The sequence below is a fragment of the Parendozoicomonas sp. Alg238-R29 genome, assembly GCF_947331445.1.
GTDB lineage: Bacteria > Pseudomonadota > Gammaproteobacteria > Pseudomonadales > Endozoicomonadaceae > Sansalvadorimonas.
In genome coordinates, this window is the sequence record NZ_CAMZOG010000059.1 from 1 (window position 1) to 20,151 (window position 20,151).

Here is a 20,151-nt window from a genome sequence, read left to right on the forward strand (position 1 = left end):
TCGACGAAGGTCGTGCAGGTGAGAACGTTGGAGCCCTGCTGCGTGGTGTTAAGCGTGAAGAGATCGAGCGTGGCCAGTGTCTGGTTAAGCCTGGTTCCGTAACTCCTCACACCACCTTTGAATCCGAAGTTTACGTTCTGTCCAAAGATGAAGGTGGTCGTCACACGCCATTCTTCAAGGGCTACCGTCCACAGTTCTACTTCCGTACAACTGACGTAACCGGTAACGTTGAGCTGCCAGAAGGTGTTGAAATGGTAATGCCAGGCGATAACATCCAGATGGTTGTTACCCTGATTGCACCTATCGCAATGGAAGACGGTCTGCGTTTCGCTATCCGCGAAGGTGGTCGTACTGTTGGCGCCGGTGTTGTTGCCAAGATCCTGGACTAATTCACTGCTTAAATGCAGAGGTAGTTGCGTAAGCAGCTATTGAAATAGCTATGATCGAAAAGCCCCTGGCGTGAGTCAGGGGTTTTTACGAGGTAAGAAAGGGGAAATGCTTTTTGGGGTTTTGTTGACAAGGGTGTTGACGAATCTTAAAATGCCGCTCTCTTTTATATCCGCCCACCTTTTGAGTGGGCGGATTTTCGTTCTTTAAACACCTACTGGGTTACTAAGATGAGTCAGCAGCCTAAAGCTCAACAAATCCGCATTCGACTCAAGGCTTTTGATCATCGCCTGATCGATCAGTCCACGCAGGAAATTGTTGATACTGCGAAGCGTACTGGTGCACAGGTTCGTGGTCCTATCCCTCTGCCTACCCGCAAGGAAAAATTCACCGTACTGACTTCTCCGCACGTCAACAAAGACGCGCGTGATCAGTACGAGATCCGTACTCACAAGCGCCTGCTCGATATCGTCGAGCCCACCGAAAAGACAGTTGATGCTCTGATGAAGCTCGACCTGGCTGCGGGTGTGGAAGTTCAGATTAGCCTTGGCTAAAGAATTCAGGCTTGAATTGCCAGCTCTCCTAAAAAAGAGTGGGGCGGTTCTTGCTTGTGTAACGCTCTGGAATGGGCGGCCATAGCGGGTAAAAGCCCCGTACACGAAAGAGGTAGACTATGTCTAGTCAAGAAAATGGCAAGCGGGCTTTGGGCCTAATCGGTAAGAAGTGTGGCATGACCCGCATCTTTACCGAAGACGGTGCATCCCTGCCTGTTACTGTTGTAGAAGTAGAGCCTAACGTCGTTACTCAGATTCGTTCTGATGAAGCTGATGGTTACTCTGCTATTCAGGTTACTACCGGCTCCAAAAAGGCCTCTCGGGTTTCCAAGCCTGAAGCTGGTCATTTCGCCAAGGCGGAAGTTGAAGCTGGTCGTGGTCTTTGGGAGTTCCGTTTGGACTCCGTTGCTGAGCTCAAAGCTGGCGACAAGCTGACTGTAGAGATGTTCTCTGCTGGTCAGAAGATCGATGTTACCGGTCGTTCCAAGGGTAAGGGTTTCCAGGGTGGCGTTAAGCGCTGGAATTTCCGTATGCAGGATGCGACTCATGGTAACTCCCTGTCTCACCGTGCTCCTGGTTCTATTGGTCAGTGTCAGACTCCTGGTCGTGTCTTCAAGGGCAAGAAAATGGCTGGTCACATGGGTGACGCACAGGTGACTGTTCAGTCCCTGGAAGTTGTTCGTGTTGATGCTGAGCGTAATCTGCTCCTCATTAAGGGTGCGGTACCGGGTGCTACTGGCGCTGATGTTGTTATCAAACCTGCCGTTAAGGCCGGTGCGGCAGCCTGATAGGGGGTTTGAACATGGATCTGAACGTAATTGGTGCAGACGCCCTTAAGGTTTCCGATGTGACCTTCGGCGTTGAATTCAACGAAGCCCTGGTTCACCAGGCCGTTGTTAGCTTCCTTGCTGGTGCTCGTCAGGGTACCAAAGCACAGAAGACTCGCAGCGATGTACGTGGCGGTGGTCGTAAGCCTTTCCGTCAGAAAGGTACTGGGCGTGCACGTGCTGGTACCATTCGTAGCCCACTGTGGCGCGGGGGCGGTACTACTTTTGCCGCTCGTCCTCAGGATCACAGCAACAAGCTCAACAAAAAGATGTATCGCGGCGCGCTGCGTTCCATTCTGTCTGAGTTGGTTCGTCAGGAGCGTCTGGTTATCGTTTCTGAGTTTAAGGCAGAAACTCCTAAGACCAAAGCAATGGTTGCCAAGCTGACTGAGCTTGAAGCAACTAACGCTCTGATCGTTTCTGACGTTGTAGACGAAAATGTTTACCTGTCTGCTCGTAACATTCCTCACGTTGACGTGCGTGATGTTCAGGGTATTGATCCGGTCAGCCTGGTTGCGCACGACAAAGTCATCATGACTGTCGACGCAATCAAGAAGTTTGAGGAGATGCTGGGATGAATCAGGAACGACTGCTGAAAGTCCTCATTGGTCCCCACATTTCCGAGAAGTCTTCGGTTGTGGCTGAGGCGCATAACCAGTACGTGTTCAAAATCGCTACCGATGCGAACAAGCTGGAAGTGAAAAAGGCTGTCGAACAACTGTTCGAAGTTAAAGTGAAGGCAGTAACTACTGTCAACGTGAAGGGTAAGACCAAGCGCACTATGCGTGGTCTGGGCAAGCGTGGCGACTGGAAAAAGGCGTACGTAACCCTGGATGCTGGTCAGGAAATTGACTTCGCGGACGCTGAATAAGGAGACAGACAATGGCTGTTGTTAAGTGTAAACCCACTTCTCCGGGGCGCCGCTTTGTAGTCAAGGTCGTTAACCCTGACCTGCACAAGGGCAAGCCTCACGCTCCTCTTCTGGAAAAGAAGAGCAAGAGTGGTGGTCGTAACAATGCTGGTCGTATCACTACTCGTCACGTTGGTGGTGGTCACAAGCAGCATTATCGTATCGTTGATTTTCGTCGTAACAAGGATGGCATTCCTGCCATCGTTGAGCGTCTGGAATACGATCCGAACCGTACTGCGCACATTGCACTGTTGAAGTACATCGATGGTGAGCGTCGCTACATTATTGCACCTAAGGGTGTGAAGGCTGGAGATGAGCTGGTGTCTGGCGTTCACGCGCCAATCAAAGCTGGCAATACTCTGCCTCTGCGTAACATTCCTCAGGGTTCTGTTATCCACTGTGTGGAATTGAAGCCTGGCAAGGGTGCGCAAATGATTCGTTCCGCTGGCACTTCTGCCCAGCTGGTTGCACGTGAAGGTGCCTATGTAACTCTGCGTCTGCGCTCCGGCGAAATGCGTAAGGTCCTGGCTGACTGTCGTGCAACTCTGGGTGAGGTTTCCAACGGTGAGCACGGCCTGCGCTCTTTGGGTAAGGCTGGTGCCAAACGCTGGCGTGGTGTTCGTCCTACCGTTCGCGGTGTGGCTATGAACCCGGTAGACCACCCGCATGGTGGTGGTGAAGGCCGGACTTCCGGTGGCCGTCATCCTGTTACTCCGTGGGGCGTACCTACGAAGGGCAAGAAGACTCGCTCCAACAAGCGCACCGACAAGTTTATTGTCCGTCGCCGCACCAAGTAAGTTTGAGAGGATAACACTGTGCCACGTTCACTTAAGAAAGGTCCTTTTATCGACCTGCACCTGTTAAAAAAGGTGGAGGACGCGGTAGGGGCTGGTAACAAGCGCCCGATCAAAACCTGGTCTCGCCGTTCCATGATCATCCCGCAGATGGTTGGCTTAACTATTGCGGTTCACAATGGTCGTCAGCACGTGCCTGTATTCGTCTCTGAAGAGATGGTAGGTCACAAGCTGGGCGAGTTTGCAGCCACCCGCACCTATCGCGGCCACGCTGCAGACAAGAAGGCCAAGAAGCGCTAAGGGGTATTGAGATGAAAGAAGTAGCTGCTACACACAACGGCGCTCGCATTTCTGCCCAGAAGGCTCGCTTGGTTGTCGACCTGATTCGCGGAAAGAATGTTGCAGAAGCTCTGGAAACCTTAACCTTCAGCACTAAAAAAGCTGCTGAGCTGGTTAAGAAAACTCTGGAGTCTGCTGTAGCTAATGCTGAGCACAACGAAGGTATGGATATTGATGAACTGAAGGTGTCTTCTGCTTTCGTTAACGAAGGTATGACACTGAAGCGCATCAAGCCTCGTGCCAAAGGCCGTGCTGATCGCATCCTGAAGCGGTCTTGCCACATTACCGTTAAGGTTGCAGAGGTTTAAGGAGCGATCAGATGGGTCAAAAAGTACATCCTACAGGCATTCGCCTGGGTATCGTTAAAGAGCATACCTCTGTTTGGTATGCCGAAGGTGCCGAATACGCTGACAAACTGAATGCGGATCTGAAAGTTCGTTCCTTTCTGGAAGAGAAACTGAAGAACGCTTCTGTTAGCCGTATTGATATTCAGCGTCCTGCGCAAAGCGCTCGCGTTACTATCCACACTGCCCGTCCCGGTATCGTGATTGGTAAGAAGGGTGAAGACGTTGAGAAGCTGCGTCAGGCACTGAACAAGATGATGGGCGTGCCTGTTCACGTCAACATCGAAGAAGTACGCAAGCCTGAAACCGACGCCAAGCTGGTTGCACAGAGTATTGCTGGTCAGCTGGAGCGTCGTGTGATGTTCCGCCGAGCCATGAAGCGCTCTGTACAGAATGCTATGCGTCTGGGTGCCAAGGGCATCAAGATTCAGCTGTCCGGCCGTTTAGGTGGCGCTGAAATTGCGCGTACCGAATGGTATCGCGAAGGCCGCGTGCCTCTGCACACTCTGCGTGCGGATATCGATTACGCCACTTACGAAGCCCATACCACCTACGGTGTTATTGGCGTCAAAGTGTGGATCTTCAAGGGCGAAGTTATCGGCGGTGTTCGTGAGGAAGAGAAGGAGCAGAAGAAACCTGCTCGTCGTCCTCGCAAGAAGCCGGCCGCTAAGAAGTAAGGAGTTACCAATATGCTCCAACCTAAGCGTACTAAATTCCGCAAGCAGATGAAGGGCCGCAACCGCGGTCTGGCTCAACGCGGTTCCAAGGTCAGCTTCGGCGAATACGCCTTGAAAGCTGTTGGTCGTGGACGTATAACTGCACGCCAAATCGAAGCTGCACGTCGGGCGATGACTCGTCACGTTAAGCGTGGCGGTAAGATCTGGATTCGGATCTTTCCTGACAAGCCTATTACCAAGAAGCCTCTCGAGGTTCGTCAAGGTAAAGGTAAGGGTAGCGTTGAGTACTGGGTAGCGCAGATTCAGCCGGGTCGCGTCCTGTATGAAATGGAAGGCGTTTCTGAAGAGCTGGCTCGTGAAGCCTTTGCTCTCGCCGCTGCCAAGCTGCCTATTAAGACAGTTTTCGTTAAGCGGGGTGTGATGTAATGAATGCGGCAGAGCTGCGTGAAAAGTCTGTCGATGAGCTGAACACTCAGCTGATCGACTTGCTGCGGGAGCAGTTTAACTTCCGCATGCAAATGACTACTGGTCAGCTGAAGCAGACTCATCTGCTGAAGCAGACCCGTCGGGATATTGCCCGAGTGAAGTCGGTGCTGACTGAGAAGGCAGGTAAATAAAGATGGCAGAGACCAAGAAAGTCCGTACACTGACCGGCAAGGTCGTGAGCGACAAGATGGACAAAACCATTACTGTCCTCGTTGAGCGCCGTGTAACTCATCCGCTTTACGGCAAGATCGTAAAGCGTTCTACGAAATTGCATGCTCATGACGAGAAGAATGAGTGCTGCATGGGTGACACTGTTGTTATCCGTGAGACTCGTCCTCTGTCCAAGAACAAGTCTTTTGAGCTTGTTTCCATTGAAGAGCGTGCGACTCAAATATAAGGCTATCAACCGGTCGTAATGGCCGGCTTGAGTCTGCAGTTTGAGGAGAACTGAAAATGATTCAGACCGAGACACAACTCGAAGTAGCAGATAACAGTGGTGCCCGCCGCGTTCAGTGCATTAAGGTACTGGGCGGCTCTCATCGCCGTTATGCTGGTATCGGTGACATCATCAAGGTCACCGTAAAGGAAGCGATTCCTCGCGGTAAAGTGAAGAAGGGCCAGGTAATGAATGCCGTGGTCGTTCGCACTCGTAAGGGTGTTCGTCGTCCAGATGGATCTCTGATCCGTTTCGATGGCAACGCAGCTGTTCTGCTGAATGCGCAGAACCAGCCTATCGGCACCCGTATCTTTGGCCCGGTGACTCGTGAGCTGCGTGGTGAGCAGTTTATGAAGATCATCTCTCTTGCACCTGAAGTGCTGTAAGGAGTTACCGTGAAAAAGATTCGTCGTGACGATGAAATCGTAGTCATTGCTGGCAAAGACAAAGGCAAGCGTGGGAAGGTTCTGAGTGTAAACGCCGATGGTCGTGTCCTGGTACAGGGCGTGAACATGGTGAAAAAGCACCAGAAGCCTAACCCGATGCTGGGCCAGCCTGGCGGTATCGTTGAAAAAGAAGCTCTTATTCAAGCTTCCAACGTTGCCATCTGGAATCCGGAAGCTAGTAAGGCTGACCGTGTTGGTTTCTCCATCGAAGATGGTAAGAAGCAACGCGTATTCAAGTCCACTGGCAAACCGGTTGACGCGTAAGGGGCTGGCAAATGGCTGAATTCAAAAGAAAGTTTCGTGACGAACTTGTACCCGTTATCCAAAAGGAACTGGGTCTCAAGAACGTTAACGAAGTACCGAAAATCACCAAGATCACCCTTAACATGGGTGTTGGTGAAGCGATTGGCGATAAGAAGGTTATCGAACACGCTCTGGCAGATCTGCAGAAGATCGCTGGCCAGAAGCCTGTTGTAACCAAGGCTCGCAAATCTGTTGCCGGCTTTAAAGTTCGTGAAGGTTGGCCAATCGGCGTTAAGGTAACTCTGCGTGATGAGCGTATGTATGAGTTCCTGGAGCGTCTGGTTGACATCGCACTGCCACGTGTACGTGACTTTCGCGGTGTGAGTGCCAAGTCCTTTGACGGTCGTGGCAACTACAGCATGGGTGTTAAAGAACAGATCATGTTCCCAGAGATCGATTACGATAAAATCGATACTCTGCGCGGTCTGGACATCACCTTTACTACGACCGCCAAGTCTGATGACGAAGGTCGTGCGCTTCTGAAAGCGTTTAACTTCCCTTTCCGTAACTGAGGTAACGAGGTATATGGCTAAGGAATCCATGAAACAGCGCGAACTGAAGCGACAGAAAACTGTTGCTAAGTACGCCCAGAAGCGCGCTGAACTGAAAGATATTATCAACAGCCCTGCCAGCTCTGAAGAAGAGCGTTGGGACGCCACAGTTGCTTTGCAAAAGCAGCCACGTGACGCTTCCAAAGCTCGTCTTCGTAACCGCTGTCGTATCACTGGTCGCCCTCACGCATACCTGCGTAAGTTCGGCCTGAGCCGCATCAAGCTGCGTGAAGCTGCTATGCGCGGTGATGTTCCAGGCCTGACTAAGGCTAGCTGGTAAGGTCGTTGACTAGGAGAGTGCAACTATGAGTATGCAGGACCCGTTAGCAGATATGCTAACTCGCATCCGTAATGCCCAGATGGCAGAACATGCTTCTGTCGCTATGCCTGCTTCAAAAATTAAGGCTGCTGTTGCCGAAGTTCTGAAGGGTGAAGGCTACATCACTGACTACAAGGTAGACAGTGAAGTTAAAGCTCAGATGACTATCGAGCTGAAGTACTTTGAAGGCAAGCCTGTTATTGAAGAGATCAAGCGCGTAAGTCGTCCTGGTCTTCGTAACTACTCTGCTGCTGCTGACCTGCCTAAGGTTAACGGTGGTCTGGGTGTTGCAATTGTCTCCACCAACAAGGGCGTGATGACTGATCGCGCCGCCCGTTCTCAGGGTGTTGGTGGTGAAGTAATCTGCACTGTATTCTAAGGGAGGATCGGAATGTCTCGTATTGCGAAGACCCCGGTTGAACTTCCTTCCGGTGTAGAAATTAAGCTGTCTTCTGACCACATTGCTGTTAAAGGCAGTAAGGGTCAGCTGCAGATGGATATCCATCAGGCTGTTGAGATCAAGCGGGAAGAAAACGTCCTGACTTTCGAAGCTCGTGATGGAAGTAAGACATCTCGTGCCATGTCTGGTACGACTCGTGCTCTGGTCAGCAACATGGTTACCGGCGTCCACGCTGGCTTTGAAAAGAAGCTTCAGCTGGTTGGTGTTGGTTATCGTGCACAGCTCAAGGGGAAGGTTCTGAACCTGTCCCTGGGCTTCTCCAATCCGGTTGAGTACGCTCTTCCAGAAGGTGTGACTGCTGAAACCCCAAGTCAGACTGAAGTTCTGATTAAGGGAATCGATAAGCAGCTTGTTGGTCAGGTCGCTGCCGAAATCCGCGACTTCCGTCGTCCGGAGCCTTACAAGGGTAAGGGTGTCCGTTACGCTGATGAAATGGTTCGCCGCAAGGAAGCCAAGAAGAAGTAACGGTTAGGTATATAAGGGTAAGATTATGAGCGAAAAGAAAGTAGCCCGTTTGCGCCGTGCCAAGCGCTCTCGGATGAAAATGCGTGAACTTCGCGTTGCCCGCCTGACCGTGCACCGCACTCCGCGTCACATCTATGCACAGGTGATTGACGCAGAGGGCGGCAAGGTTCTGGCAGCAGCTTCTACTGTAGAGAAGGATCTGCGCGACGAAGCCACAGGTAACGTTGATGCGGCCACAAAGGTTGGAGCTCTGGTAGCAGAGCGCGCCAAGGCGGCAGGTATCGCCAAGGTTGCCTTTGACCGCTCCGGATTTAAGTATCACGGTCGTGTGAAGGCTCTCGCCGATGCAGCCCGTGAAAACGGACTGGAATTCTAAGGGGTCGTCATGGCTAAAGAAGATCGCAAAGATAAGGCTAACGATGAAGGCCTTATCGAAAAGCTGGTACAAGTAAACCGTGTTGCCAAGGTAGTTAAAGGTGGTCGTATTTTCGGCTTTACCGCTCTGACTGTCGTTGGTGATGGAAAAGGAAAAGTAGGCTTCGGTCGTGGCAAGGCGCGTGAAGTGCCAGTCGCCATCCAGAAGGCTATGGAATCTGCTCGTCGCAACATGATCCAGGTTGATCTGAATGGTACAACTATTCAGTACCCAGTGAAGGCTGCTCACGGCGCTTCCAAAGTTTACATGCAGCCTGCTTCTGAAGGTACCGGCGTTATCGCTGGCGGCGCAATGCGTGCCGTACTGGAAGTAGCTGGTGTTCAGAACGTACTGGCCAAGTGCTACGGTTCTACCAACCCAGTTAACGTTGTTCGCGCTACTTTCAACGGTCTGAAGGGCGTTCGCGCTCCTGAAGAAGTTGCAGCTAAGCGCGGCAAGACTGTCGAAGAGATCCTGTGAGGTTCACATGGCAGATAAGAAGATCAAAGTAACACTCGTAAAGAGTGCTAACGGTCGACTGAAAAGCCACAGGGCCTGCGTTCAGGGTCTCGGCCTCCGTCGAATCGGTCACACTGTTGAAGTGGAAGATACCCCTTCCGTTCGCGGTATGGTGAACAAGGTTAACTACCTCGTTCGCGTCGAAGGAGAGTAATATGAAACTGAATACTCTGTCTCCGGCCGAAGGTAGCCACAAAAGTGGTAAGCGCGTCGGTCGTGGTATCGGTAGCGGTATCGGTAAGACTGGTGGCCGCGGCCACAAAGGTCAGAAGTCCCGTTCTGGTGGTGGTGTTAAGCCAGGTTTTGAAGGCGGTCAGCAGCCACTGCAGCGTCGTCTTCCAAAATATGGTTTCACGTCTCGTCTGGCTCGTGTAACTGCAGAAATTCGTCTGGCCGAACTGGCTCAGGTTGAAGCTGAAGTTATCGATCTGGAAGCTCTGCGTGCAGCAGACCTGATCAACAACAGCATCAAGCGTGCGAAAGTTGTTCTGTCTGGTGAGCTAAGCAAAGCTGTCACCATCAAGGGATTGGCGGTCACTAAAGGTGCCCGTGCCGCTATCGAAGCTGCTGGTGGTAAGATCGAGGACTAAATGGCTAAGACATTACCTGTGGGAAATCAGAACGGACTGAGCGAGCTCTGGTCTCGCGTACGGTTTGTCTTTCTAGCCATCCTGGTGTACCGGGTCGGGGCGCATATCCCTGTTCCCGGTATCAACCCGGATAGATTGGCACAGCTGTTCAGTCAGAACGAAGGAACCATTTTAGGTCTCTTCAACATGTTCTCCGGTGGTGCACTGGAGCGTATGTCTGTACTTGCTTTGGGAATTATGCCCTACATCTCTGCATCTATAATTATGCAGCTGATGACAGTGGTAAGCCCCCAGCTCGAGCAGCTGAAGAAAGAAGGCGAAAGTGGTCGGCGCAAGATCAGCCAATACACTCGCTATGGCACAGTGATTCTGGCCCTGATTCAGGGAACTGGTATGACTGTCGGTCTGGCAAATCAGGGTGTGGCGTTCAGCGTTGACTTCAGTTTTTACTTCGTGGCTGTCGCAACATTTGTGACTGGTGCCGTGTTCATGATGTGGCTCGGCGAACAAGTTACGGAGCGAGGTATCGGTAATGGTATTTCGGTTCTGATTTTCGCAGGTATTGTCGCAGGTTTGCCAGGCGCAATTGTTCAGTCTTTCGAGTCCGCTCGTCAGGGTGACGTGAATATCCTTGCTTTGCTGGTGGTAGCCGTACTGGCTGTCGTTGTCATCGCTGGTGTAGTATTTGTGGAACGCGGTCAACGTCGTATCACGGTTAACTACGCTAAGCGTCAGCAGGGTCGTAAGGTGTTCGCGGCTCAAAGCAGTCATCTGCCGCTTAAGGTGAATATGGCCGGGGTTATCCCAGCAATCTTCGCCTCCAGTATTCTTCTGTTCCCAGCCTCCATTGCACAATGGTTTGGTCAGGGTGAAGGGCTGGGTTGGCTGCAGGATATTGCTTTGGCTCTTGGGCCAGGCCAACCGTTGAACATTATATTGTTCACATTTGGTATTGTATTTTTCTGCTTCTTCTACACTGCTCTGGTCTTCAATCCGAAGGACGTAGCAGATAACCTGAAGAAGTCAGGAGCTTTTATTCCTGGTATCCGTCCAGGTGAGCACACGGCACGTTACATTGATAGCGTACTGACAAAGCTCACTATGGTTGGCGCTGTTTACATGACTGCAGTTTGCCTTCTGCCCCAGTTTCTGGTGGTATGGGCTAACGTACCGTTCTACTTGGGTGGTACATCACTGCTGATTGTTGTAGTGGTTGTCATGGATACCATGGCGCAGATTCAGTCTCATCTGATGTCTAATCAGTATGAGTCCCTGATGAAAAAAGCTAATCTTAAGGGTTATGGTTCCGGCGGCTTGATCCGTTGATTCCATGCTGTTGAAAACATAGCTCTGCCGATAGTGGAGAGAATCATGAAAGTTCGTGCTTCTGTAAAGAAGATCTGCCGCGATTGCAAGATCATCAAGCGTAAGGGTGCTGTTCGCGTAATCTGCAGCAAAGAACCCCGACATAAGCAACGTCAGGGCTAATCGCTCAGGTTTGACCCCGTTTCGATTGACCGCCTGGCTTGAGCCATAAGGCTCAGGTATTCAGGCGGTTGCTTTGTGGTGGAATAGCATGTACTATGCGCCACCTTTCGATTTGGGTTTAGACCTTCGCGTTGCAATTAGGCGAAACTCACGGAGACGATTGAATGGCCCGTATTGCTGGCGTCAATATTCCGGATAACAAACATACTGTTATCTCTCTGACTTACATTTTTGGTGTTGGTCAGCACACAGCTCAGAAAATTTGTGCAGCAACTGGCGTAAGCCCTTCTGCCAAGATCTCTGATCTGAATGATGATGATATCGAGAAGCTGCGTACCGCGGTTGGTGAATTCACCACCGAAGGTGACCTGCGTCGCGAAATCAGCATGAACATTAAGCGTCTGATGGATCTTGGCTGCTACCGCGGTCTTCGTCATCGTCGCAATCTTCCGGTTCGTGGACAGCGCACTAAAACTAATGCGCGTACCCGTAAGGGCCCACGTAAGCCGATTCGTAAGTAAACAACTGGTTCTTCCAGTCGTCTAAATACAGGAACAATTCTGATATGGCAAAGCCAGGTATTCGTTCACGTAAAAAGGTGAAGAAGACAGTTGTGGACGGTGTTGCACACATCCACGCTTCCTTCAATAACACCATCGTGACAATTACCGACCGCCAGGGCAATACGCTTTCCTGGGCCACCGCTGGTGGTTCCGGTTTCCGTGGTTCTCGTAAAAGTACTCCATTTGCTGCCCAGGTAGCTGCGGAGCGCGCGGGAAATGCAGCCGCTGAGTACGGTCTGAAGAATCTTGACGTTTGTGTAAAAGGCCCCGGCCCCGGCCGTGAGTCTGCTGTTCGCGCACTGAACGCCTGCGGATACAAGATCACTAACATCACAGATGTTACCCCGATCCCGCATAATGGCTGTCGTCCGCCTAAAAAGCGTCGCGTGTAAACAGGAGATAGGGTCAAATGGCAAGATATATAGGTCCCAAGTGTAAGCTGTCTCGTCGTGAAGGCACCGACCTCTTTCTGAAGAGTGGTGTTCGTCCACACGAGTCCAAGTGTCGCGCTGAGGTTATCCCAGGACAACATGGTCAACGTCGCGGACGTTTGTCAGACTATGGTGTCCAGTTGCGTGAAAAGCAGAAAGTACGTCGTTTGTACGGTGTACTGGAAAAGCAATTCCGTAATTACTACACAGAAGCTGACCGTCTGAAAGGTGCAACTGGCGTAAACCTGTTGCAACTGTTGGAAGGTCGTCTGGATAATGTAGTATATCGTATGGGTTTTGGTTCCACTCGTGCAGAAGCACGTCAGCTGGTTAGCCACAAAGCCATCATTGTTAATGGTAAGACAGTCAACATCCCGTCCTACCAGGTTAAGCCTGGTGATGTTGTCGCTGTCCGCGAGAAGGCTCAGAACCAAATGCGTATTAACGCAGCTCTGGAACTGGCCGCCCAACGCGGTTTCTCCGTGTGGGTAGAGGTTGATGCCAAGAAGAAAGAAGGTACTTTCAAGGCTCAACCTGAGCGGAGTGATCTGTCAGCCGACATCAACGAAAATCTGATCGTCGAGCTGTACTCCAAGTAAGGGATAGATAACTAGGTGGGGTGTTCATCCATGCAGAACTCGGCTACAGAATTTTTGACTCCGCGTCACATCGACGTTGAGGAACACAGCGCAACACGTGCCAAGATTACTCTCGAGCCTCTCGAGCGTGGTTTCGGTCACACGTTGGGTAATGCACTGCGGCGTATTCTGCTGTCCTCAATGCCAGGATGTGCTGTTGTCGAAGCCGAGATCGACGGGGTGCAGCATGAGTACAGCACAGTAGAAGGTGTGCAGGAAGATGTCATCGACATTCTTCTGAACCTGAAAGGTCTTGCGCTTCGCATGAGTGGTCGTGATGAAGCGACTCTGACCCTGGCCCATAAAGGGGCTGGTGTTGTTACTGCTGGTGATATCCAGCTGGATCATGATGTTGAGATCCTGAATCCTGATCACGTGATTGCTCACGTGAGCGAGAAAGGTGATCTCAACATGAAGCTTCTGGTACGTCGTGGTCGTGGTTATGAAACTGCCGATCAACGTCGTACTGACGAAGAAGAGAGCCGTTCTATCGGTCGCCTCCAGCTTGATGCCACCTACAGCCCTGTGCACAGAGTCTCCTATGTTGTTGAGCGTGCACGTGTAGAACAGCGTACTGACCTCGATAAACTGGTCTTGGATCTGGAAACCAATGGTACCCTTGATCCTGATGAAGCCATCCGTCGCGCTGCAACTATCTTGCAGCAGCAACTGGCTGTTTTCGTTGACCTGGAGGGAGATGCAGAGCCCGAACCGGAGCAGAAGGAAGACGAAGTCGATCCTATCTTGCTGCGTCCTGTAGATGATCTGGAGCTGACTGTTCGTAGCGCCAACTGCCTGAAGGCAGAGAACATCTACTATATCGGTGATCTGATTCAGCGCACAGAGGTTGAGCTGCTGAAAACCCCGAACCTGGGCAAAAAGTCCCTTACCGAGATCAAAGACGTTCTCGCTTCCCGTGGTCTGAGTCTTGGTATGCGCCTCGACAACTGGCCGCCGGCTAGCCTGAAGTCCGACGACAAGGTTTCAGCTTAAACCACCAGTCTTATCTGGTAAGGATGAAGAATCATGCGTCATCGTAAGAGTGGACGTAAGCTTAACCGGAACAGTTCACATCGCCAGGCGATGTTTAAGAACATGACTGCTTCCTTGGTTGAGCACGAAGTGATTAAGACGACTCTGCCTAAAGCGAAGGAACTTCGCCGTGTGGCTGAGCCTCTGATTACTCTGGCTAAGGAAGATTCCGTAGCCAACCGCCGTCTGGCATTTGACCGTCTGCGTAACAAGTCTACCGTTGGTAAATTGTTCACAGATCTGGGTCCTCGTTACAAAGAGCGCCCAGGCGGTTACATCCGTATCCTGAAGTGTGGCTATCGTCAAGGCGATGCTGCTCCTATGGCATACGTAGAACTGGTTGATCGTCCCGTTGCAGTAGAAGCTGCTGACGAAGAATAAGATCACCAGATCTCAGAAGAACCGGGCTTTGCCCGGTTTTTTTATGCCTGTAAGAAACCTTTTTCATATAACGTTGTTGTTATCCCGGCCTAGCAATTTTTACTGTGATTCCGAATCTATACTGGTACGGATATTTCCATGGGAGCTCGGGTTTGGAAAAAAAATCAGCTGTTTACTCCTCTGCTGGCAAGAAAGTTCCAGTTTCAAGGTATGATTTAGCCTGGGTTATGGCTCTTGCCGGTACAGGTCTCGGTGCAGGCGTTCTTTACCTCCCTTTTGCTGTCGGTACGGGGGGAATTTTACCCATTCTAGTGCTCACGATTTTTTGTGTGCCTCTTGTCTTGTTTAGCCACCGCAATCTTTCCCGTGTATGTTTGAGTCCGGAAATGCCTGGGGCAGATATGCACAGTGTTATTCGTCACACATTTCCAAAGCGTTACTCAGCGCTTTTCATTCTGGTTTGTTTCTTGTCCGTTTTTCCTACATTGTTGATTTACGCAATAGGAATTACAAATATCACCACCAGTTTTATTGGTCATCAACTACAACAGGTTGTTCCTGACAGTAAATACATCTCTGCCATTCTAATTATTCTTCTGGTGACTGTTTTAGCAGGAGGGGAGAAATGGTTATTAAGGGTTGCCAGTGCCATGGTTACCCCACTGACTTTAATTATGTTGTGCATGGCTGTTTATCTCGTACCTTACTGGCAATTGAATTTTTTATTTTATAAGCCAGAGAGTAATGAGTTCTGGAAAGTAATCCTTCTTGGTCTCCCGGTTATGACATTCTCCTTCTATCACGCTCCTATGTGTGCAGTTATGGCACGTGGTTACCGAGAGCACAAAGGGGCTTCAAAAGAACACTATCAGTCGGTTGATATGGTCCACCTTATCAGTACAGTGCTGTTATTTATTGTCATCCTGTTTTTTGTTGTGTCTTCGCTGCTTTGTCTAACGCCTCAGCAGTTAATGGAATCTCAACACGGCAACCTGCCAATTCTATCAGTGCTGGCGAACAGCTCAGGAAACCCCTGGTTTTCACTTATTGCGCCAATTATTGCGTTTCTTTCCATTGCTACATCATTCTTTGGTTTCTTTCTTGGCACAGTTGAATTGATTAACGGCATTCTGTCTCACACTGTAAACCACATAACTGGGCGTAACACGGCTACACCTGCATCTGTACATCGCATCAGCGTTGCTCTGGCTTCAGTTAGTTGTTGGATGGCAGCGATCAGCAACTGGGATATTCTTGAAGTAATCGCAGGATTGGTGGCTCCAATGATGGCACTTGTCGTGTTTTTTATTCCCCTCTTTGCGATTTATAAATTTCCGTCGCTTAGTAGAATGAAAAGCAAGCCCCAGGATGTTTATGTTCTTGTTGGTGGGGCAGTAGTTGTGACCGGATTTATTATTTCTCTTATTGCTGGATAGGGCTTCCTGCAGAGCGTGGCGGCTGTGTTATGATTTGGCCGCTTCAAAAAAACAGAATCAAGAGCAGGGCACCGATGACTATCCAATCTTTTCACCCACCCAAGCGCACATTGATGGGGCCAGGGCCTTCTGACGTTTACCCTCGTGTCACGGAAGCGCTTTCACGCCCAACTATAGGTCACCTCGATCCTGAATTTGTACGAATGATGGATGAGGTCAAAGAGCTACTGCAATACGCCTTCCGTACTGAGAATGCGCTGACCTTACCTGTTTCCGCTCCCGGCTCTGCGGGAATGGAAACCTGCTTCGCCAACCTCGTTGAGCCAGGTGACAAAGTTATTGTCTGCATCAATGGCGTGTTTGGTATGCGGATGAAAGAGAATGTTGAGCGTTGCGGCGGTGAGGCCGTTATCGTTCAGGGTGAGTGGGGTCGTGCTGTTGACCCGGCAGCTGTGGAAGAAACCCTGAAGGCAAATCCAGATGCCGTGATTTTGTCTTTTGTTCATGCAGAAACTTCAACAGGTGCCCGCAGCGATGCAGAGAAGCTTTGCGCACTTGCCCGTGAACACAACTGCCTGACGATTGTTGATGCTGTTACTTCTCTTGGCGGCAGTCAACTGGAAGTGGATGCCTGGGGTATCGATGCTATCTATTCCGGTACGCAGAAGTGTCTCTCCTGTGTGCCTGGTCTTTCTCCTGTAAGCTTTAGCCAGAGAGCCGTGGATAAAATTCAGAATCGTAAAACCAAGGTTCAAAGCTGGTTCCTTGATCTGAACCTGGTTATGGGTTATTGGGGTAAAGGTGCCAAGCGTGCTTACCACCATACAGCTCCTGTCAATGATCTCTACGCCTTGCATGAGTCTCTGGTCATTCTCCAGGAAGAAGGTATTGAAAATGCCTGGGTACGCCATCAGCAGCACCATAATGCGCTGGTTGCAGGTCTCGAAGCTATGGGAATGTCGATGGTTGTTCCTGCAGATGAACGTCTTGCACAGTTGAATCTGGTGACTATTCCAGAAGGCGCTGATGACGCAGCCGTTCGTTCTCAACTGTTAAACGATTACAACCTTGAAATTGGTGCTGGTCTTGGTGACTTTGCCGGTAAAGTTTGGCGTATTGGCTTGATGGGTTGTGCCGCTACAAAGACAAATGTTCTGTTCTGTCTGGGAGCGTTGCAGGCTGTTCTGGGTAAGTCTGGAGCAACTGAAGCGGCGATGGCCGTTTACAATAGTTAAAAACCTTTTTATTGACCAATAAAACCGCAGTTGAACTTCTCGCTGCGGTTTTTTGTTTTCGCCCACTTTGGCATACCGATACCTGATTACCACCTGATCTCAGCCACGATTCGCAGACCAAGCTAACGACACTGGCTTTATATGCAGGAGAGGGTGACGTCATGCCTAAGAACAAAGTCCCGATGCCAGAAAGGTTGCTTAAACTGGCTGACTTACAGTGGGAATCAGGCAATTTTAAGGGTCTGTGACTTATGTCTTAAAGCCGAAGAGCCGAATACAATACCCTTGATTTTGCCATTACTTAATTCCCGTGATTACGACGGCTCCAGCTATGAGATTATATCAGGCATTGAGGTAGGGCCTGTTATGAGACCGGCTCCTTGCAGTTAAGCATTCAGGCATAAGCTTTTATTGACCTGACAGTTACACTGGATGGTCACTGTCAGGTTTATGGGAGTTGTTGACGAAAATTGGAATAGTCCGAAACAGTTTTTTGTTGACTGTTAGAAATCCCGGATGAAATAGTTCAATGCCTTTAACCCCTCAGAGAATATGGGGCTATTGGATAAAACACCGTTCTGGCAGTTATCGGAACAGAAGCCGCATAGTGTGATATGCGGCTTCTATGCTACAGATATCAATTAAGCAGCGTCGGTATCAGCCACTGTAAACATGTCTGCATATTCATCTTCAAAGAAAAACTTCTCTTCTCCGAAAGCAGGTTCCAGCTGATCCAGCCAGGTAGCTTTTTCATTGTACTTGGCGAAGAATGGACGGTAGCACCACTCTGGGTTGCGACCCTGCAGGAAGCGTAGAACAAATACTTTCTCGTTGTTTATTTCAGCAACACCAGTGATTTCAATCTTACCTGGGCCAGCACTCATGGAAGGTCCACGAACCGTACGACCAAGACCGGACATACGATTAATCGCTTCACGGTAGATTTCGTAAGCTTCGGCCAGAGGAATTTCGAAGTAGTGTTTGGCACCAGTGTCACGGGCTACGAAGAAGTAGTAAGGAACAATGCCCAGAGACAGCTGAGTCTGCCAGTTCTTCACCCAAACATCAGGATCGTTGTTGATGTGACGGGTTAAAGGAGCCTGTGCACGGATCATGGTGCCGGTAGCACGGATGCGTTTGATAGCTTCTTTGCAGACGTCAGTCTTCAGCTCCTGATAATGGTCGAAATGTGCCATAAATGCCAGCTGCTTGCCGGAAGCCGTGATTTTGCTGAACAATGCCAGCAGCTCAGCAGCATCGTCGTCAGAAACAAACCGGTATGGCCAGAAGGTCAGGGTCTTGGAACCGATACGGATGTTCTTGATGTGATCGAACTCAGGCTCCAGCAGAGGCAGCAGGTATTCTTTCAGCAGACGAGTCTTCATAACCAGTGGGTCACCACCGGTGAACAGCAGGTCAGTGATTTCTGGGTGTTGCTTCAGGTATTTGTGCATCGTGGTCGCTTCAGTAGCAGCCATCTTCAGCTCATCCTCACCAATGAACTGGCTCCAGCGGAAGCAGAACGTGCAGTAACTGTGGCAAGTCTGACCCTGGCTTGGGAAGTACAGTGCTGTTTCACGGTATTTGTGCTGCATACCGGTTACAACTTTTCCATCAACCATTGGGCGGTTCATGGTCAGCTGGCCAGCAGGGTGTGGATTCATAGAGTACTGAATCTTTCGGGCTGCTTCTTTAATCTCTTCAACAGATGCGCCATTGCGGTGTAACTCAGCCATAAGTTCAAACTGCTCAGGCTTGAGCATGCCTTTCAGCGGGAACATCAGACGGAATACGGGATCGTTCGGTACACAGCTCCAATCGATCAGTTCGTTAACCACATACTCGTTTACACGGAAAGGAAGAACGCTGGCAACAACACGGACTTCAAACTGCATCTCTTCTGGCAAAGCCATGAACTGTTCAATGCTGTTGAGGTTGCGCTCGGTGTAGACCTTATAAGGGCGACGTTCTTCGCTGGAAGCGATCAAATGAACTGCATCGTTGCTGTTAGGCATCGAAGTTCCTCGTATAAATAGGAATAGGCTGAACCCCGTGGATCAACGTCTGTTGTCTGAGGTATTAAGGCTGGGTGTATAGATTTTTGTGATATTTTACGAATACTTGTATCTGCTCACAATCCGGTACTGCCGTATGAGTGGTGGGTGGGTTTACGTGTTGTTATATCGCCTCATACATGTTTGGTTTTTCTTTTCGTTTCGACCTGAATGGTTCCATGACCTGGCTTTAGGGGCTGGTGGGCTTCCCTTAAAAAGTTCAGAACAGTATTTGATGTCATAACAGTGAATACACGGTGAACAATAATTGCGTCCAGAGAATTATGGGCAAAATCTCCGAAACCTGATGGAAACAGTTCATTGTTCAGGAGTAAGCCGGATGTGTCGCGTAAATCGTGTATAGCTCGATCAAATATTGACAACAGCTGCGTAGTTTCCGGCTCGTTACAGATCAGCGTGTTGCCCTTCCCGAGAAGCTGCAAGCAGATCTCCCCCAACCCGGCTCCAACATCCAGAATTGTTTGATTTTTGAGTGAAAAAAGCTCCTGATAAAAAGGGTGTTGTAAGTCCTTGTCTTTGATAGCGACGGTAAACCCCATTTTTCCCAATGTTGCATGAGCATGGTTTTCTCGGGCTTTTGAATAGAGCTGATCTATCAGTTTTGGTGCTTTGGCTTTATCAATATGGCTCTTCAGGGATAACTACTGGCGGAAAAGCCATCCTGCATTTCATAGGCAAAGTGAGTAGCAAGAGTTTGCACTATAAGGTTTATGACTGGAGCATGCTGCTTAAGAGCTGCAATTGCCTGAGGCTCTTCTGCAGATACACAGCAACTGTCGTTCTCTATTTTAGGTAGATTTTCAAACGCGGTAGTTACCTGAGCCTTTAATGTTTGAGTATCAAAGCTCGCGAGAGGGTGGCTGGTTGAAGGGGGAAACTGATGATCTTCAGGGAAGTAGGAAGGCTGGCTGTTTTCTCTCTCTGCCTCAGAAGTAGCTCCAGGCTCGGAATAATGACTCCCACCAGCTGCAGTAGCTAGCAGCACTGTAGAAATAAGTTTGGGTTTTCATTGTTGATTCTTGCAGGGGGCATCCATTTCTCCCTGCAAGA

At 50.1% G+C, this 20,151-nt stretch carries 33 protein-coding genes and 1 pseudogene; 31 read left to right on the top strand and 3 right to left on the bottom strand.

Going from position 1 to position 20,151, the window contains the following annotated elements:
* From tuf to QMA35_RS14520, 31 genes and pseudogenes are all read left to right on the top strand, one after another.
* A pseudogene (tuf, locus tag QMA35_RS14370) lies at nt 1–389 on the top strand (elongation factor Tu); the annotation flags it as partial.
* Nucleotides 390–617: 228 nt separating this feature from the next.
* Nucleotides 618–941: a 30S ribosomal protein S10 gene (rpsJ, locus tag QMA35_RS14375; RefSeq protein ID WP_281647850.1), complete on the top strand. Its 324-nt coding sequence runs from the start codon at nt 618–620 to the stop codon at nt 939–941.
* A gap of 119 nt (nt 942–1,060) precedes the next feature.
* Complete coding sequence (rplC, locus tag QMA35_RS14380) at nt 1,061–1,729, top strand: 50S ribosomal protein L3 (protein WP_281647851.1); 669 nt, start codon at nt 1,061–1,063, stop codon at nt 1,727–1,729.
* Between the two features lie 14 nt (nt 1,730–1,743).
* Entirely contained in the window at nt 1,744–2,346 is a 603-nt protein-coding gene (gene rplD / locus QMA35_RS14385; protein ID WP_281647852.1) for a 50S ribosomal protein L4, read from the top strand.
* Nucleotides 2,343–2,639 (top strand): 50S ribosomal protein L23, encoded by a 297-nt coding sequence (gene rplW / locus QMA35_RS14390; protein ID WP_281647853.1) that lies wholly within the window; start codon nt 2,343–2,345, stop codon nt 2,637–2,639. Before rplD ends, rplW begins: the two co-directional genes overlap by 4 nt.
* A gap of 11 nt (nt 2,640–2,650) precedes the next feature.
* Complete coding sequence (rplB, locus tag QMA35_RS14395; protein ID WP_281647854.1) at nt 2,651–3,475, top strand: 50S ribosomal protein L2; 825 nt, start codon at nt 2,651–2,653, stop codon at nt 3,473–3,475.
* A gap of 18 nt (nt 3,476–3,493) precedes the next feature.
* Nucleotides 3,494–3,772 (top strand): 30S ribosomal protein S19, encoded by a 279-nt coding sequence (gene rpsS / locus QMA35_RS14400; RefSeq protein ID WP_281647855.1) that lies wholly within the window; start codon nt 3,494–3,496, stop codon nt 3,770–3,772.
* Nucleotides 3,773–3,783: 11 nt separating this feature from the next.
* Nucleotides 3,784–4,119 (top strand): 50S ribosomal protein L22, encoded by a 336-nt coding sequence (rplV, locus tag QMA35_RS14405; RefSeq protein WP_281647856.1) that lies wholly within the window; start codon nt 3,784–3,786, stop codon nt 4,117–4,119.
* Nucleotides 4,120–4,130: 11 nt separating this feature from the next.
* Nucleotides 4,131–4,832, top strand: coding sequence for a 30S ribosomal protein S3 (gene rpsC, locus QMA35_RS14410; protein WP_281647857.1), 702 nt, complete (start codon nt 4,131–4,133; stop codon nt 4,830–4,832).
* A gap of 12 nt (nt 4,833–4,844) precedes the next feature.
* Nucleotides 4,845–5,258, top strand: coding sequence for a 50S ribosomal protein L16 (gene rplP / locus QMA35_RS14415; protein ID WP_281647858.1), 414 nt, complete (start codon nt 4,845–4,847; stop codon nt 5,256–5,258).
* Nucleotides 5,258–5,449: a 50S ribosomal protein L29 gene (gene rpmC / locus QMA35_RS14420; protein ID WP_281647859.1), complete on the top strand. Its 192-nt coding sequence runs from the start codon at nt 5,258–5,260 to the stop codon at nt 5,447–5,449. The genes rplP and rpmC overlap by 1 nt, the downstream gene beginning before the upstream one ends.
* 2 nt (nt 5,450–5,451) lie before the next feature.
* Complete coding sequence (gene rpsQ, locus QMA35_RS14425) at nt 5,452–5,715, top strand: 30S ribosomal protein S17 (RefSeq protein ID WP_281647860.1); 264 nt, start codon at nt 5,452–5,454, stop codon at nt 5,713–5,715.
* Nucleotides 5,716–5,771: 56 nt separating this feature from the next.
* A complete protein-coding gene (gene rplN / locus QMA35_RS14430) occupies nt 5,772–6,140 on the top strand; it encodes a 50S ribosomal protein L14 (protein ID WP_155162185.1) in 369 nt (122 codons plus the stop codon).
* A gap of 9 nt (nt 6,141–6,149) precedes the next feature.
* Nucleotides 6,150–6,464 (top strand): 50S ribosomal protein L24, encoded by a 315-nt coding sequence (rplX, locus tag QMA35_RS14435; RefSeq protein WP_281647861.1) that lies wholly within the window; start codon nt 6,150–6,152, stop codon nt 6,462–6,464.
* An 11-nt stretch (nt 6,465–6,475) separates the two neighbouring features.
* A complete protein-coding gene (gene rplE, locus QMA35_RS14440; RefSeq protein ID WP_281647862.1) occupies nt 6,476–7,015 on the top strand; it encodes a 50S ribosomal protein L5 in 540 nt (179 codons plus the stop codon).
* Between the two features lie 13 nt (nt 7,016–7,028).
* Nucleotides 7,029–7,334 (top strand): 30S ribosomal protein S14, encoded by a 306-nt coding sequence (gene rpsN / locus QMA35_RS14445; protein ID WP_281647863.1) that lies wholly within the window; start codon nt 7,029–7,031, stop codon nt 7,332–7,334.
* A gap of 25 nt (nt 7,335–7,359) precedes the next feature.
* A complete protein-coding gene (gene rpsH, locus QMA35_RS14450) occupies nt 7,360–7,752 on the top strand; it encodes a 30S ribosomal protein S8 (RefSeq protein ID WP_281647864.1) in 393 nt (130 codons plus the stop codon).
* A 12-nt stretch (nt 7,753–7,764) separates the two neighbouring features.
* Entirely contained in the window at nt 7,765–8,298 is a 534-nt protein-coding gene (gene rplF, locus QMA35_RS14455) for a 50S ribosomal protein L6 (protein ID WP_281647865.1), read from the top strand.
* 25 nt (nt 8,299–8,323) lie between these two features.
* Entirely contained in the window at nt 8,324–8,674 is a 351-nt protein-coding gene (rplR, locus tag QMA35_RS14460) for a 50S ribosomal protein L18 (protein ID WP_281647866.1), read from the top strand.
* Nucleotides 8,675–8,683: 9 nt separating this feature from the next.
* Nucleotides 8,684–9,193, top strand: a complete 510-nt coding sequence (gene rpsE / locus QMA35_RS14465; RefSeq protein WP_281647867.1) for a 30S ribosomal protein S5 — start codon at nt 8,684–8,686, stop codon at nt 9,191–9,193.
* A 7-nt stretch (nt 9,194–9,200) separates the two neighbouring features.
* Nucleotides 9,201–9,386 carry a 50S ribosomal protein L30 gene (gene rpmD, locus QMA35_RS14470; RefSeq protein ID WP_281647868.1) on the top strand — a complete coding sequence of 62 codons (186 nt, stop codon included), beginning with the start codon at nt 9,201–9,203 and terminating at the stop codon, nt 9,384–9,386.
* Nucleotide 9,387: 1 nt separating this feature from the next.
* Complete coding sequence (rplO, locus tag QMA35_RS14475; RefSeq protein WP_281647869.1) at nt 9,388–9,822, top strand: 50S ribosomal protein L15; 435 nt, start codon at nt 9,388–9,390, stop codon at nt 9,820–9,822.
* On the top strand, nt 9,823–11,148 hold the full coding sequence (gene secY / locus QMA35_RS14480; RefSeq protein WP_281647870.1) for a preprotein translocase subunit SecY: 1,326 nt from the start codon (nt 9,823–9,825) through the stop codon (nt 11,146–11,148).
* Nucleotides 11,149–11,193: 45 nt separating this feature from the next.
* Nucleotides 11,194–11,310, top strand: coding sequence for a 50S ribosomal protein L36 (rpmJ, locus tag QMA35_RS14485; RefSeq protein ID WP_155162175.1), 117 nt, complete (start codon nt 11,194–11,196; stop codon nt 11,308–11,310).
* A gap of 164 nt (nt 11,311–11,474) precedes the next feature.
* Nucleotides 11,475–11,831 carry a 30S ribosomal protein S13 gene (gene rpsM, locus QMA35_RS14490; RefSeq protein WP_281647871.1) on the top strand — a complete coding sequence of 119 codons (357 nt, stop codon included), beginning with the start codon at nt 11,475–11,477 and terminating at the stop codon, nt 11,829–11,831.
* A gap of 44 nt (nt 11,832–11,875) precedes the next feature.
* A complete protein-coding gene (gene rpsK, locus QMA35_RS14495; protein ID WP_087112141.1) occupies nt 11,876–12,265 on the top strand; it encodes a 30S ribosomal protein S11 in 390 nt (129 codons plus the stop codon).
* Between the two features lie 17 nt (nt 12,266–12,282).
* Nucleotides 12,283–12,903 (top strand): 30S ribosomal protein S4, encoded by a 621-nt coding sequence (gene rpsD, locus QMA35_RS14500; protein ID WP_281647872.1) that lies wholly within the window; start codon nt 12,283–12,285, stop codon nt 12,901–12,903.
* Between the two features lie 30 nt (nt 12,904–12,933).
* Nucleotides 12,934–13,935, top strand: a complete 1,002-nt coding sequence (gene rpoA, locus QMA35_RS14505; RefSeq protein WP_281647873.1) for a DNA-directed RNA polymerase subunit alpha — start codon at nt 12,934–12,936, stop codon at nt 13,933–13,935.
* A gap of 33 nt (nt 13,936–13,968) precedes the next feature.
* On the top strand, nt 13,969–14,355 hold the full coding sequence (gene rplQ, locus QMA35_RS14510; RefSeq protein WP_281647874.1) for a 50S ribosomal protein L17: 387 nt from the start codon (nt 13,969–13,971) through the stop codon (nt 14,353–14,355).
* Nucleotides 14,356–14,507: 152 nt separating this feature from the next.
* Nucleotides 14,508–15,791 carry an amino acid permease gene (locus QMA35_RS14515; protein ID WP_281647875.1) on the top strand — a complete coding sequence of 428 codons (1,284 nt, stop codon included), beginning with the start codon at nt 14,508–14,510 and terminating at the stop codon, nt 15,789–15,791.
* Between the two features lie 74 nt (nt 15,792–15,865).
* Nucleotides 15,866–17,026, top strand: coding sequence for an alanine--glyoxylate aminotransferase family protein (locus QMA35_RS14520; protein ID WP_281647876.1), 1,161 nt, complete (start codon nt 15,866–15,868; stop codon nt 17,024–17,026).
* Between the two features lie 641 nt (nt 17,027–17,667).
* On the opposite strand, the gene QMA35_RS14525 is transcribed toward QMA35_RS14520, so the two are convergent.
* The 3 genes from QMA35_RS14525 to QMA35_RS14535 all read right to left on the bottom strand — a co-directional run bounded on the left by QMA35_RS14525 (nt 17,668) and on the right by QMA35_RS14535 (nt 20,086).
* Nucleotides 17,668–19,041: a lysine 2,3-aminomutase gene (locus QMA35_RS14525; RefSeq protein WP_281647877.1), complete on the bottom strand. Its 1,374-nt coding sequence runs from the start codon at nt 19,039–19,041 to the stop codon at nt 17,668–17,670.
* Between the two features lie 173 nt (nt 19,042–19,214).
* A complete protein-coding gene (locus QMA35_RS14530) occupies nt 19,215–19,640 on the bottom strand; it encodes a methyltransferase domain-containing protein (RefSeq protein WP_281647878.1) in 426 nt (141 codons plus the stop codon).
* 92 nt (nt 19,641–19,732) lie between these two features.
* Nucleotides 19,733–20,086, bottom strand: a complete 354-nt coding sequence (locus QMA35_RS14535; RefSeq protein WP_281647879.1) for a hypothetical protein — start codon at nt 20,084–20,086, stop codon at nt 19,733–19,735.
* Between the last annotated feature and the right edge of the window lie 65 nt (nt 20,087–20,151).